This window comes from Kribbella sp. NBC_00482 (genome assembly GCF_036013725.1).
Lineage (GTDB): Bacteria > Actinomycetota > Actinomycetes > Propionibacteriales > Kribbellaceae > Kribbella.
The window spans coordinates 6950709-6964342 of record NZ_CP107881.1 but is presented as its reverse complement, the minus strand read 5'-3'; the positions used below and the strand labels follow the sequence as shown (position 1 = coordinate 6964342).

Here is a 13634-nt window from a genome sequence, read left to right as displayed (position 1 = left end):
GCGAGCTCCTAGGCAGGGGTACGGCGGAGACGGCGTACGGCGAGTTCGGCCAGTAGGGCGGCGCCGTCGGGGAGGACTGAGTCGTCGAAGTTGGCCAGTGGGGAGTGGTTGTCGGCGGCTGCGTCGGGGTCGGGGAAGGCGCAGGCGCTGAGGTTGAGGTACACGCCGGGGATCTCGTTGAGGACGAACGACATGTCCTCGGCGCCGCACCTCGGGTTCGGCCGTTCGCGGAACCGGTCCGGGCCGAACACGTCGACGATGGTCTCGCGCGCGAAGTTGTACTCCGCCTCGTCGTTGACCGTCACCGGGTACCCGACCCGGTAGTCCGCCTCGACCTGCAGCCCGTGTGCGGCCGCGAGCCCCTCGACCAGCTGGATCGACGCCTGCTGGATCTTCGCCCGGGCCGCCTCTGAGAACGTCCGCACGGTCGCGTCGAAGAACGCGTCGTCCGGGATGATGTTCTCCTTCGTGCCGCCCGCGATCCGGCCGACCGTGAGAACCACTGGGTCGAACACGTCGAACTGCCGCGTGATCATCATCTGCAACGCGGTCACGATCTCGCAGAGCACCGGGATCGGGTCCTTACCGCGGTACGGCGTGGAGCCGTGAGTGCCTGCACCGACGACGCGCACGGACAACTGGTCCGCCGCGGCCATGAACGACCCGGGCCTGCTGCTCCACATCCCCAACGGCTGCGAGGACGACCCGACGTGCAGCCCGTACGCCGCATCCGCCCGCCGGCCCGCCGCGTCGAGAACGCCTTCGCGGATCATGATCGGCGCGCCGCCGGTCGTCTCCTCGCCCGGCTGGAACATGAACACCACGTCACCCGGCAGCTCGTCCCGCATCGCACACAGCACCTTCGCGGCGCCGACGAGCCCCGCGACGTGCAGGTCGTGACCACAGGCGTGCATCATCCCGGGATGCTGGGACGCGAACGGTACGTCGGTCCGCTCGGTGACCGGCAGCGCGTCCATGTCGCCGCGCAGCAGTACGACGGGACCAGGCCCGCCGCCGCCCCGCAGTACGGCGGTCACCGACGACAGCTCCTTACCGAGCGTGATCTCCAGCGGCAGCCCTTCGAGCGCGTCGAGGACCAACTGCTGCGTCTTCGGCAAGTCGAGGTCGTACTCCGGGACCTGGTGCAGCGCCCGACGCAACGTCACGATCTCCTCGCGGAACTGCTCCGCCAGCTCACGCGTGCTCATGCTTTGGGGCCCAGGTCGAGCGCCGCCATGACGCGTTGGGCGCTACTGCCGAGTTCGAGCAGTTCGACGAGATCCAGCCAGCGTTCCGGGTCCTTGATCGCGCGCGGCAGCGTCGCGTCGTACGTCCCGACCGGCGCGTCCTTCGCCACCGCGACCACCTTCGGCGCGACGTCGAGGTAGTCGGCCGCAGCCACGATCTTCTTCTTCACCCCGGGCGCCATCGGTGTACTCGGGTCGGCGGCCGCGGCGCGGATCGCGTCCAGATCGCCGTACGCCGTGACGAGCGACGCGGCTGTCTTCTCGCCGACGCCCTTCACTCCGGGCAGCCCGTCGGACGCGTCACCACGCAGCGTCGCGAAGTCGGCGTACCGCTGAGCGGGGACCTCGTACTTCGCGAGCAGCGCCTTCTCGTCGTACACCTCGGCCCGTCCGACGCCGCGGGCGGCCGTGTAGACGACCCGGATGCCGCGGCTGTCGTCGATCAGCTGAAACAGGTCACGGTCGCCGGTGACGACGTCGACCGGCATCGTCGCCTGGTGTGACAGCGTGCCGATCACGTCGTCGGCCTCGTGGTCCGGCGCGCCGACGACAGGGATCCCGATCGCCTCCAGGCAGGCCCGGATGTACGGGATCTGCGCCTCCAGGCGGTCGGGCACGTCCTCGACCTGCTCGCCCTTCGCCGACACGAACTCGACCCGCTGCGCCTTGTACGACGGAATCAGCGCGACCCGCCACGACGGTCGCCAGTTGTCGTCCCAGCACGCCACCAGATGGGTCGGCTTGTGGTTGTCCGCCAGCCGGGCGATGAAGTCGAGCAGCCCCCGGATCGCGTTCGTCGGCGTACCGTCGGCAGCCTTCATCGTGTCCGGGACGCCGAAGAACGCCCGGAAATAGAGCGACGCGGTGTCGAGCAGCATCAGCCGCTGTGTCTCAGCCATAGGGAGATGCTTTCATGCCAGGCGCTCGCGGCAGTAGGGTCTCCAGGATGGAGGACCTGGACCGCAAGATCGTCGGGCTGCTCGCGTCCGACGGCAGGATGAGCTTCACCGACCTGGGCAAGGCGACCGGCCTGTCCACGTCGGCCGTACACCAGCGGGTGAAGCGGCTCGAGCAGCGCGGGATCATCCAGGGGTACGCCGCCACCGTCGACCACACCGCACTGGATCTGCCGCTGACCGCGCTGATCTCGATCCGGCCGATCGACCCGTCGCAGCCGGACGACTCACCGGAGCGGCTCCGGGAGGTCCCGGAGATCGAGTCCTGCTACTCGGTCGCCGGCGACTCCAGCTATGTCCTGATCGTCCGGGTCGCCACGCCGGCCGCGCTGGAGAACCTGCTGGCCGTGATCCGGGCGCGTGCGAACGTCTCCACGACCACGACGATCGTGCTGAGTACGCCGTACGAACGCCGTCCACCGGCCCTGTGAAGGTCCTGCTGAGCGACCTGTTCAGCACGCTGATCTCCGGCGGGGACGACGAGCGGGATGAGGTCAACGCGCGGATGGGCGCCGCGCTCGGGGTCGACGCCGTGGCGTTTCAGCGGGCGTTCGACGCGTCGTCGTACGAGCGGTTCATCGGGGCGTACGGCGATCTGCCGAACACGCTGCGGGTGATCGCTGAACGGTGCGGTGGTATGCCGACCGACGAACAGGTGCAGGAGGCAACGGGCCTGCGGCGGGCGCTCGCGCAACGACTGCTCGGCCGGGCGCCGGTGGCGACGCTGGAGACCTTGGCCGCGTTCAAGGCGGCGGGCTGGCGGATCGGGCTGGTCAGCAACATCACCGCCGAGACCCAGGTCCAGTGGCCGACCAGCCCGCTCGCTCAGTACTTCGACGCAACCGCCTTCTCCGCCGAGGTCGGAGCCGCCAAGCCCGAGCCCGCGATCTACGAGATCGCCTGCGCGGCCCTCGGCGCCGACCCCGGCGACTGCATCTACGTTGGCGACGGCAACGACAACGAGCTCCCGGCCGCCGCCGCCCTCGGCATGCACGCGATCCGTACGACGGAACACGCGGACAGCGACCGAACCTGGTCCGGCCCGACAATCACGACGTACGCCGAGCTCACGACCTACCTGGCTCAGTAGCCGCCCGCGTCGACGACCTGGGACTCGAACGACGCGACCTGGATCTTGCCCTTGCCCTTCGGCGGGATCAGCAGGACGGCGTCGTGGATCGTCTCCGAGGTGAGGCGGTTGTAGTAGATGACTGACTTCGGGCTGAACGCGGTCTCCGGCATCCCGTCCCACCAGAAGTGCCAGTTGGGCCCTGGTACCAGGGTGTACTCGTGGGTGAGTGAGACGAACACCACCGCCGTACCTGACTTCGTGACGAACGCGGGCGACTCCGCCGGCGCCGTGAACACGTCGGTCATGCTGCGGGTGGATCCGCGCATCTTGGCTTTCGCGACCCTGTTGCTCACGATGCCCGTGAGCATCTTCGTGATGTCCGCGTTCGGCTGGAACGCGGCGGCGCGCGGTGACTTGGCGCCGCCGGTCAGGTACGTCGCCAGGCTCGTCGCGGCGACCTGTGGGGCGGCCGCGAGCTTGGTGTTGTCGGCCTTGGTCGCTGCGCGGAGGCCGGCGAAGTCCGGGACCTTGACGGTCGTCGGCACACCCGCGGCGAACGTGATCATCCAGGGGCTGCCGGCGGTGGCGCGCTCCCACACGCCGAGGTGGCGGTAGGCCTTGTTGGTCGAGATCCCTGAGTTGCTGACGAAGCGCATCGGGTAGCTGGCGGACTGCGGCGCGCCGATCACCGGGTTGGTGTAGACGAACGGTCCCGTCGGCTTGTCCTTCGCGACGCGGTCGATCTCGTAGCCGGCCTGGCTCTCGCGGACCAGGTTGCCGCCTTCAACGGTCGCGATGAGCTTGCCGTCGCGGGTGCTGTTCGCCTTGTTGTTCACGACGTTGTAGTGCTTGATCACCGCGACCGCGGCGTTGTCGGTGACCGTCGGCCGGGTCAACGCCGTCACCGTGTCCGCCTGCGGAACCGCCGCACAACCGGCAACAACTCCGAACGCCAGCCCTCCAACAACCAAGCGCCAAGCCACCCCACCCCCCGAAGGCCGCTGAGGCTGGCCTTGCACCGGCGGCTGTTGAGGCCTGCCTTGTGCGGGTGGCTGACCGTGGGTGGGTGGGTACTGGGCCGGCTGGCCTTGGGGGTGCTGCTGTGGGCCGGTCGGCATCGGGGGACGTGCGGGTTGCGCGGGCGGGCCTTGGACAGGCGGGTACTGGTCCTGCGGGGAGTTGGTCTGGGGGTGGGGGAGGTGCCCCGTCGAGCCGGCGGACTCGCCGTGCTGGGGTTTGGTGGGGCGGCGACGGAAGAGGATCAGGAGGATGCCGAGGGCAAGGAGAATGATGCCGGCGGCAAACACGATGAGTGCGGTCGCGAACGCCTTCGGGATCTCGATGCCGAGGTCGACCTGTACGTCGGGAGCCGTCTTCCCGTCGGCGCTCATGATGACGACGTCGTACGGCCCGTCCTCGATCGGCCACGCGATCGACTGCGTACCGGTGCCGTTCGCCTTGGCGACCCACCAGTCGAGCGTGTCCGGCGCCGCGAGCGGACCCGCCGTACCCTTCTCGTCCTGCGTCGACAGCGCGACCGGGAACTGCACCTGCACAAGCTTCGTGTGCGAGATGCCCTTCAGATAACTGCTGACGTCGAAGTCCCGAGCCACCCCGACGAACACCGGCTGATTCTTGGCCGACCGTACGTCGACATGCAGCACCGGACCATGCCGGTTCAGCAGATCCGGCGTACTCGCGATCGCCAGCCCCTTGCTGCTCAGATGCTGCTCACCGGACTGAACCGTGTTGTCCGGCCCGATCAACCAGAACGCCGCGGCCCCACCGACCACCGCGACGATCAACCCGATCAAAGCCAGCAGCACACCGAATATCCTGCGGATCACCCGCACACAAACTCCCGAGATCGCGGCATGCCCCAGACACACCGCCCAAAAAACAGACCCGTGATGCTAACCCCACCCCAACCCACCAAACGCGCCGGGCCCCGCGATCACGCCGTACGCCGAGCTGACAACCCACCTGATTCAGTAACCGCCGGCCTCGACGAACTCGTCGGCAGTACCGAGGATCCGGAGCTTCGCCCCTTTCTGCGGAATGGCAAGGGCGACTTGATAGAGAGTCGTGCTGGTGATGGCGCTGTCGTACTTCGTGGTGGGTGGGCTGAAGGCGGAACCGGGGCTGCCCTGGGCCCAGTAGATTGAAAGGTTCGGGCCGACCTGAAGCTGGAACTCCTCGGTGAGGGAGAGGAACACCAACGCCTCGCCGGAGCTCGTCAGGAAGGCAGTCGGCGTACCGCTGAGCCTGAAGGTGTCGATGACAGCGCGATAGGACTTCGGGTCCTTGAGCAGCGACTTGCCGTCCGCGACGGTGCTGAGGATGCGGGTGACGTCGGCAGACGGCGCGAAGAGGTTGGCACGCCGCGACCGGACGCCGCCGTTCAGGTATTCGGCGAGTGCGTCTGCTGCGGCTGCCGGAGAAACCGCGAGCTTCGCGTTGTCTGCGGAGGTGACCGGACGCAAGCCCTGGAGGGGCGGGAGCTTGACCTTCTTCTCCGGGGAGACCTGATGGGTGATGAGCCAGGGCTCGCCCGCGGACTTGCGCTCCCAGAGGTCGAGGACTTGGTAGTCCTTGTACGCCGACAGGCCGGCCGAGGCCACGAACCGCATCGGATATCCGCCGAACGACGGCACGCCGACGCTCGGCTTCACGTGGGTGGTCGGGGCGGGGATCCGCTTGCCTGCCTTGTCCAGCATCCTCTCGATGCGATAGCCGGCCTGTGTCAGACGGAGCAGGTCGCCGGTCTCGACAGTCGCAATCAGCTTCTCGTCGCGACGCTTCGCAGCGGCATTGCTGACCTCGTCGTAACGCTTGATCGCCGCCGCTGCACCTTGCTCGCTGATTGCCGGACGCGTCAGCGATGTCACAGTGTCAGGCTGCGGGACGGCCGAGCAGCCGGTCGCCACTACCAGGGCGATCCCCGAACCGAGAATCCGCCGTACGCCGACACTTCTGCGGATCACGCGCACAAAGAACTCCCGAGTTCGCGGCATGCCCCAGACACACCGCCCGACAACGCTCCGCGATGCTAGCGGTTGCTGAGCGCATCGAACCCCTCACGCTCGGACAATTGCATGAAGTTGCAGTCTCAGTACCCCAAGAGCTGGGGCGAGACCCGCGCGCCGGGGCCGCTGAACAGGAAATAACCGGTGCACCGACACCGCTTCGTGTTCAACGCCCCGCATCTTGCAGGCCTTCGGTGCCATCCCCTGCATCGGTGGCACCGAAGGCTGATTGGGAGGGTTAGTTGATGTCGAGGAGTTTTTGGGCTTCGGCTGTGGTGCGGGAGGCGGCGGCTCGGGCTTCGGCTTCGGCCAGGTGGTTGCCGGCGTGCTGGGTCCACCAGTCCTGGCCCGCGGCCGGGAGCGTGTCGATCGGGTCGTAGTACTCGTAGGTGCGGTTGAGCGCCTCGGGGTCCTGCTGCTCGATGCCGGTGCGGTAGTTCTTCTTCCAGTACGAGATGCCGCGCACCTCGTCGTACTCGGACAGCTGGTGCACCCAGCGCTTGCCGACGTACGGGACGTCGCACACGATGCGCGGGGTCGCGAAGCCGGGGAGGTAGCCGAGGATCCCGTGCTGCAGGTGCTGCGCGTCCTTCACCGACACCCGCCAGTGCTCCGAGAACGGGATCATGTCGCACATGTAGAAGTAGTACGGCGTGATGTTCGCGCCGTCGAGCAACGCGAAGCACAGGTCGAGCAGCTGCGGGATCGAGTCGTTGACGCCGCGCATCAGCACGCCCTGGTTGCGCACGTCCCGCAGACCGGCCTCGAGCATCGCCTTCGACGCCTCGGCGACCAGCGGGGTCACGGACTGCGCCGCGTTCACGTGCGTGTGCATCGCCAGCATGACACCGCGCTCGCGCGCGAGCCGGGCCACCCGCTCGACCCCACTCAGGACGTCGGAGGACAGCCAGTGCTGCGGCATGCCCATCAGCGCCTTGGTCGCGAGCCGGATGTCGCGGATGTTCTCGATCTCGAGCAGGTTCATCAGGAACGTCTCGAGCCGCGGCCAGGGCATGTTTGCCACGTCGCCGCCGGAGACGACGACGTCCCGGACGCCCGGCGTACGGCGCAGGTAGTCGAGCATGTCGTCGAGCCGGGTCTGCGGCTTGGCGACGAACTTGAGCTTGTCGATCACCGGCGTCGAGTTCCCGACCAGGTCCATCCGCGTGCAGTGACCGCAGTACTGCGGGCACGTCGGCAGGACCTCCGCGAGGACCTTGGTCGGGTATCGGTGGGTCAACCCCTCCGTGGCCCACATCTCGTGCTCGTGCAGTGAATCCCGGGCCGCGTGCGGGTGCGACGGCCAGTCGGTACGGCGGTCGCTGAACACCGGCAGCATGTAGCGGCGGACCGGGTCCGCGTAGAACGCCTCCGTATAGTCGTCCGCGCCGGCAGGAACGATGGTGTTCAGCATCTGCGGTGGGAGCAGCATCGACATCGTCGCGCGCTCGGCCTGGTCCCGGGTGAGGTCGTCGTACAGCCGGTCCTCGAGCAGGTCGCCCATCACGTCGCGCAGCTGCTTCACGTTCTTCACACAGTGCGACCGCTGCCACTGCACCGAGCGCCACTCCTCGGCCGTGACGTCCTTCCAGCCGGGCAGCCGGGTCCAGTCCGGTTCGACCAGCTCGGCGCGGCGGTACACATACGGCTGGCCATCCCTGGGCCGATCTCTGGGCTGCTCGGAACGAGTCAGCTCCGGGGTGATCAGGTCGGTCACGGGTCCTCCGCTGGGCTTCGGGTTAGTGCGGTCTGATGCGAGGATAGCGACAGAACGTCCGTCAGATCCAACAGTACGCCGCAAGAATTCCCGTCGAGGCGCGCTATGAGTAGTATTTTGCCCGACCGCACAGAGGAGGATCCGTGTCATCGAGCCCGGTAGGACTGCATCGTGTACTCGCGCCGTTCGGCGTGTTGCCGCAGGCGGCGGAGAGACTCGACGCCCGTCCTGGGATCTGGCCCGACGAGGTCCGTATCGCGGTGGAGCGGCTGAACCTGGACGCCGCGTCGTACCGCCAGCTCGCCGAAAAGCACGGCGGTGACGGTACGGCGATCCGCCGCGCGGTCCTGGACATCGTCAAGACCCGCGGCAAGATGCAGAACCCGGTCACCGGGTCGGGCGGCATGCTCGTCGGCGTGGTCGACGAGGCCGGCCCCGACTCGCCCCTCGGTCTCGCGCCTGGCGACCGAGTGGCCACGCTGGTCTCGCTCACACTGACCCCGCTGCAGATCACCGACGAACTGCGCGACTGGGACGGCAAGAGCGAGCAGGTACCAGCGCAGGGGCACGCGATCCTGTTCGCGCGATCGATCGTCGCGAAGCTGCCCGACGACCTGAAACCGGAGCTGTCGCTGGCCGTGATGGACGTCTGCGGCGCCCCGGCGCTGACCGCGCGCGTGGTGCGATCGTATGTCGATAAAGGCATAAAGCCTGTCGTGTCAGTAATTGGCGGCGCAGGTAAATCCGGGTCGTTGTCGTTGGCCGCTGCCCGCGCTGCCGGAGCTGCTCGCACGATCGGTGTCGTGCCGGTCGAGCACGAGCAGGAACGCCTGACCGCAGCCGGTCTGGCCGATGTCGTGACGCTGGCCGACGCCCGCGATCCGGTGGCTCTGGCGAAGGCGGTCGAGGAGGCCGGGGGACCCGCGGACATCACCGTGGTGTGCGTCGACGTACCGGGGTGTGAGCACGGAGCCGTCCTGTCGACGGCCTCGGGCGGCACCGTGATCTTCTTCTCGATGGCGACCTCGTTCTCCGCGGCCGCGCTCGGCGCGGAGGGGCTCGCCGCGGACGTGACGATGCTGGTCGGCAACGGGTACGTCCCGGGGCACGCGGGCTATGCGATGGAGCTGTTGCGGACCGAGCCGGGTGTCCGTGGTCTGTTCGAGAGCAGGCTGGCGGAGGATTAGGCCGTGCGCACACTTCTGACGAACGGTTCCGTCTACTCGCCTGCCGACCCCCACGCGACCGCGATCGCGTTCGACGACGGGGTGGTGACCTGGCTCGGTGACGACACCGGCGCGAGTTCGTACGCCGACGGCGCGGACGAGGTGATCGACCTCGACGGCAAGCTGGTGACGCCGGCCTTCGTCGACGCCCATGTCCACACGGCCGGAGCCGGCGCGGTGCTGACTGGTCTCGACCTCGCCGGGACGACCTCGTTGACGGACGCCCTCGATCGGCTTGCAGCGTTCGCGGCGAACCTTCCGGAGGACGCGGTCATCGACGGCGCCGGCTGGGACGAGACCGCGTGGCCGGAGGGTCGCCCGCCGACCACCGAGGAGCTCGACCGCGCAGCGGGCGGCCGCCGCGTCTACCTGTCCCGTGTCGACGGCCACTCCGGCGTCATCTCGTCCGCTCTCGTCCAGGTGGCGAAGGACCAAGAGGGGTACGACGAGACCGGCCGCGTGGAGCGCTCCGCGAATCACGCCGTACGGGATGCCCTCGGCGACCTGATCGGGCCGGATCAGCGGCGGCAGGACATCGAGGCCGCGCTGAAGGCCATGGCCGCCAAGGGGATCGGCGCGTTCCACGAGATGGCCGCGCCGCACATCGGGCCGCTGTGGGAGCTACCGATCGTGCGCGAGACGGCTGAGCAGCTCGGCCTGGCCGCGACGCTGTACTGGGGTGAGCCGGGCGCCTTCGAACACCTCGGAACCTACGGTCTCGCCGGTCTTGCGGGTGACCTGAACGCCGACGGCGCCATCGGTTCGCGTACGGCGGCTTTGCGGGAGCCGTACGCCGATCGCGCCGACCACCGCGGCCACGCGTACCTGACGGCGGAGCAGATCGCCGAACACGTGATCGCCTGCACCGAGCGGAACGTGCAGGCCGGATTCCACTGCATCGGCGACCAGGCGCTCGACAACATCGCGCGCGGTTTCGAGCTCGCCGCCGAGAAGGTCGGCGTCCAGGCGCTCGTCGCGGCGCGACACCGGCTCGAGCACGTCGAAATGGTGGACGAGGCAACAATCGCGACGCTCGCGCGCTGTGGCGTGGTCGCGAGTGTGCAGCCGATGTTCGACGGCCTGTGGGGCGGTTCGGACGGTATGTACGCCGAGCGCGTCGGCGACCGCTGGCAGGGCATGAACCCGTTCGGTTCGCTGGCCCGCGCAGGCGTCGTACTGGCGTTCGGCTCGGATGCGCCGGTGACGGAGCTAGGCGGCTGGGAGGCCGTGCGCGCGGCGGCGTTCCACCACGAGCAGTCGGAACGGATCACGGTACGAGCAGCGTTCCAGGCGCACACGCGAGGCGGCTGGCGGGCCGCGGGGATCGATGACGCCGGAGTGCTCGCGCCCAGCACGGCCGCGACGTACGCGATCTGGCACAGCGATGCCGACCTCGTCGTACAGACGCCGGACACGCGCGTCGCCGCGTGGTCGACGGACCCGCGGGCCGGCGTACCGGTGCTGCCGGATCTGAGCCAGGGAACACCTACCTGCCTGCGAACCGTCGTCGGTGGTCGTGTGGTCTATGAAGCCGAGGGATGGTCGCAATGAAGAAGAAGCTGGACCTCGATCCAGTCACCGTCCGGAAGGCGCGCAGCCTCGCGCGCAAGGCCGGGAAGCCGATCGTCAACCTGGCACGGCAGCACACGACGGTGTCGGTCGAGCGAGCGGTACTGCGGCTCACCGGGCTGACCGGTGCCGACACCGAGGGCATCCCGTGGGTGAACCGGCTCGCGGACACCGTGCGCGCGGACGTCGGTCTCGAGCACGGTCTCGCGTTGCCGGTGTGGGACGCGCTGCTCCGCGGTGAGGCCGAGGACCTTGCAGTGCTGGCGCAGAAAGCCGCGTCGGGCTCGGTCACGTTCCGGATGCCTGAGGGGCGCGACGCCGTACGCGCACGATCCGCCGCACGCAAGGCGGCGGCTGCCGGGATGAAGCGGATCGACGGGCGGCGCCGGGAGCGGGACCGGCTGGTCAAGCGGCACGGCGACCCGGAGCAGCGGCCGTGGATCTACCTGATCGTTGCCACCGGCGACATCTACGAGGACATCCCGCAGGCGCAGGCGGCCGCGCGCGAAGGGGCCGACATCATCGCGGTGATCCGGTCGACGGGGCAGTCGCTGCTCGACTACGTGCCGGAGGGCGCGACCCGCGAGGGGTTCGCCGGCACGTACGCGACGCAGGAGAACTTCCGCCTGATGCGGGCCGCGCTGGACGAGTCGTCTCGCGAATTGGGCCGGTACGTCCGGCTGACCAACTACGCGTCCGGTCTGTGTATGCCGGAGATCGCGACGCTGGCCGGGCTCGAGCGGCTCGACATGATGCTGAACGACTCGATGTACGGGATCCTCTTCCGCGACATCAACCCGATCCGGACGTTCGTCGACCAGCGGTTCAGCCGCCAGATCCACGCCCGCGCCGGGATCATCATCAACACCGGCGAGGACAACTACCTGACCACGGCGGACGCAGTCGATGCCGCGCACACGGTGACGGTCTCGCAGCTGCTGAACGAGTACTTCGCCAAGGAGGCCGGGCTCGAGGACTGGCAGCTGGGCCTCGGGCACGCGTTCGAGATCAACCCGGACATCCCGGACTCGTTCCGGCTCGAGCTCGCGCACGCGATGCTGGCGCGGCAGCTGTTCCCGAACGCGCCGCTCAAGTGGATGCCGCCGACCCGGCACATGACCGGTGACGTGTTCCGCGGGTACCTGCTGGACGGGTTCTTCAACCTGGTCGGTGCGATGACCGGGCAGGGCATCCTGCTGGTCGGCATGATGACCGAGGCGGTCGTGACGCCGTGGATCTCCGACCGCGACCTGGCGCTGCAGAACGTCCGCTACGTCTTGGGTGCCGCAGGCAACCTTCACGAGGACTTCCGGCCGGAGCCGAACGGCTTCATCGCGCAGCGTGCCCGGCAGGTGCTGGGGGAGTCGGTCGAACTGCTGGACCGGATCGTCGACGACGGCCTGCTGAACGCGATCGGCGACGGCACCTTCGGCCTGATGAAGCGCCCGCAGGACGCCGGCCGTGGCCTGGACGGGGTCGCGCGCAAGTCGCCGGCGTACTACAACCCGGCGGTCGAGTTGTTGGAGGAGGGCCAGTGAGCATCATCCGGCCGTACGGCGACACCACGGGCGACGGGATGGTGCAGCTGTCGTTCACGTTGCCGGTCCCGCACGACAAGCGCGCCGAGGGCGCGGCGGTCCAGCTGGCCAACAAGATGGGCATGGATCCTGCCCTGGTCGTGCACTCGAAGCCGATCGGTCCGGACTTCACGTTCTTCGTGGTCTACGGCCCCGTGAACCACCTGGTCGACACGTCGAAGGTCGAGGTGATCGAGCGCGACTACCCGCTGCTGTCACCGAAGGAGGTCAACCTCGCGATCCGCAAGGGACTGCGCCGCCGGCTGACCGTGGTCGGCGCCTGCATCGGCACCGACGCGCACACTGTCGGTATCGACGCGATTCTCAACATCAAGGGGTTCGCGGGGGAGAAGGGCCTGGAGTACTACCGCGAGGTGAAGGTCGTGAACCTCGGCGCGCAGGTCGCCGTACCCGAGCTGGTCCGGCGGGCCAAGGCCGACAAGGCCGACGCGATCCTGGTGTCGCAGGTGGTCACGCAGCGCGAGGCGCACGTGCTCAACACCAAGGAGATGTCCGCGGCGTTCCGGGAGGCGTACGCCGAGGACTCGCGGCCCGTACTTGTTGCCGGCGGCCCCCGTTTCACCGAGCAGATGGCCGGCGAGCTCGGCGTCGACAGGGTATTCGGCCGCGGTACGACGCCGGGCGAAGTGGCCAGCTATCTCGTCGACGCGCTAGTGACTCGGCGTCACCAGTACAGACTGCATTCAACCGAAAACGGGGCTGCATAAAGGTGTCTAAGGCAACCATTGGACTGACGGTCACGCATCGTCGGTACGTTCCGTACAGCCACGCGCACTACGCCGGCAACCTGGTCGACGGCGCGTACGTGCTCGCGCTGTTCGGCGACGTCGCGACCGAGGTCTGCATCCAGGCGGACAGTGACGAAGGCCTGTTCGCGTCGTACTCCGACGTGCAGTTCCTGCAGCCGCTGCGGGCCGGCGACGTGGTCGAGGTGAAGGCAACGATCACGCGCGTCGGGAACCGCAGCCGCGACCTCGATTTCAGCGCGTACGTCGTGTGCCGCGGACGTCCGGACCAATCGGAGTCGGCGGCCGAGGTACTGGCCGAACCGCTGGAGATCACCCGGGCCAAAGGCACCGTCGTCGTCCCGGTTGGGTGACGATTGGTTGCCCTGGGTAACGATCACGTGGCGTGCCGATATCGCTCTGTAACGTGACTCGACTGAGGGATCTTCGTTTTCCCTTGTAGGGCAGGCGATCGTGTTACAACGGGCTCAAAGAGCC

At 68.3% G+C, this 13634-nt stretch carries 12 protein-coding genes; 7 read left to right on the top strand and 5 right to left on the bottom strand.

Going from position 1 to position 13634, the window contains the following annotated elements; genetic code table 11:
* Positions 1-8 precede the first annotated feature (8 nt).
* Complete coding sequence (locus tag OHB24_RS33815; RefSeq protein WP_327634952.1) at positions 9-1208, bottom strand: M20 metallopeptidase family protein; 1200 nt, start codon at positions 1206-1208, stop codon at positions 9-11.
* Positions 1205-2125 carry a 5'-3' exonuclease gene (locus OHB24_RS33810; protein WP_327641136.1) on the bottom strand — a complete coding sequence of 307 codons (921 nt, stop codon included), beginning with the start codon at positions 2123-2125 and terminating at the stop codon, positions 1205-1207. The genes OHB24_RS33815 and OHB24_RS33810 overlap by 4 nt, the downstream gene beginning before the upstream one ends.
* Before the next feature lie 68 nt (positions 2126-2193).
* Between OHB24_RS33810 and OHB24_RS33805 the strand changes: the two genes are divergently transcribed.
* Positions 2194-2634, top strand: a complete 441-nt coding sequence (locus tag OHB24_RS33805; protein WP_327634951.1) for an Lrp/AsnC family transcriptional regulator — start codon at positions 2194-2196, stop codon at positions 2632-2634.
* On the top strand, positions 2631-3293 hold the full coding sequence (locus tag OHB24_RS33800; RefSeq protein ID WP_327634950.1) for an HAD family hydrolase: 663 nt from the start codon (positions 2631-2633) through the stop codon (positions 3291-3293). The genes OHB24_RS33805 and OHB24_RS33800 overlap by 4 nt, the downstream gene beginning before the upstream one ends.
* Here the strand turns inward: OHB24_RS33800 and OHB24_RS33795 are convergent.
* The 3 genes from OHB24_RS33795 to OHB24_RS33785 all read right to left on the bottom strand — a co-directional run bounded on the left by OHB24_RS33795 (position 3287) and on the right by OHB24_RS33785 (position 8018).
* Positions 3287-5101 (bottom strand): hypothetical protein, encoded by a 1815-nt coding sequence (locus OHB24_RS33795; protein ID WP_327634949.1) that lies wholly within the window; start codon positions 5099-5101, stop codon positions 3287-3289. The genes OHB24_RS33800 and OHB24_RS33795 overlap by 7 nt on opposite strands.
* Before the next feature lie 162 nt (positions 5102-5263).
* Complete coding sequence (locus OHB24_RS33790; RefSeq protein WP_327634948.1) at positions 5264-6259, bottom strand: hypothetical protein; 996 nt, start codon at positions 6257-6259, stop codon at positions 5264-5266.
* A gap of 280 nt (positions 6260-6539) precedes the next feature.
* A complete protein-coding gene (locus OHB24_RS33785; protein ID WP_327634947.1) occupies positions 6540-8018 on the bottom strand; it encodes a KamA family radical SAM protein in 1479 nt (492 codons plus the stop codon).
* Between the two features lie 143 nt (positions 8019-8161).
* Between OHB24_RS33785 and OHB24_RS33780 the strand changes: the two genes are divergently transcribed.
* From OHB24_RS33780 to OHB24_RS33760, 5 genes are read left to right on the top strand one after another with little or no spacing between them, the layout of a single operon-like run.
* On the top strand, positions 8162-9205 hold the full coding sequence (locus tag OHB24_RS33780) for an L-erythro-3,5-diaminohexanoate dehydrogenase (protein WP_327634946.1): 1044 nt from the start codon (positions 8162-8164) through the stop codon (positions 9203-9205).
* Positions 9206-9208: 3 nt separating this feature from the next.
* Positions 9209-10795: an amidohydrolase gene (locus OHB24_RS33775; protein ID WP_327634945.1), complete on the top strand. Its 1587-nt coding sequence runs from the start codon at positions 9209-9211 to the stop codon at positions 10793-10795.
* Positions 10792-12351 (top strand): lysine 5,6-aminomutase subunit alpha, encoded by a 1560-nt coding sequence (locus OHB24_RS33770; protein ID WP_327634944.1) that lies wholly within the window; start codon positions 10792-10794, stop codon positions 12349-12351. Before OHB24_RS33775 ends, OHB24_RS33770 begins: the two co-directional genes overlap by 4 nt.
* On the top strand, positions 12348-13118 hold the full coding sequence (locus OHB24_RS33765) for an OAM dimerization domain-containing protein (RefSeq protein WP_327634943.1): 771 nt from the start codon (positions 12348-12350) through the stop codon (positions 13116-13118). Before OHB24_RS33770 ends, OHB24_RS33765 begins: the two co-directional genes overlap by 4 nt.
* A gap of 2 nt (positions 13119-13120) precedes the next feature.
* Positions 13121-13510, top strand: a complete 390-nt coding sequence (locus tag OHB24_RS33760; RefSeq protein WP_327634942.1) for a hotdog fold domain-containing protein — start codon at positions 13121-13123, stop codon at positions 13508-13510.
* Positions 13511-13634 lie beyond the last annotated feature (124 nt).

What these genes read in the sequence shown, in the direction of transcription:
- OHB24_RS33815 (WP_327634952.1), bottom strand. Translation starts at nt 1,208, where the DNA reads ATGAGCACGCGTGAGCTGGCGGAGCAGTTCCGCGAGGAGATCGTGACG.
- OHB24_RS33810 (WP_327641136.1), bottom strand. Translation starts at nt 2,125, where the DNA reads ATGCTGCTCGACACCGCGTCGCTCTATTTCCGGGCGTTCTTCGGCGTC.
- OHB24_RS33805 (WP_327634951.1), top strand. Translation starts at nt 2,194, where the DNA reads ATGGAGGACCTGGACCGCAAGATCGTCGGGCTGCTCGCGTCCGACGGC.
- OHB24_RS33770 (WP_327634944.1), top strand. Translation starts at nt 10,792, where the DNA reads ATGAAGAAGAAGCTGGACCTCGATCCAGTCACCGTCCGGAAGGCGCGC.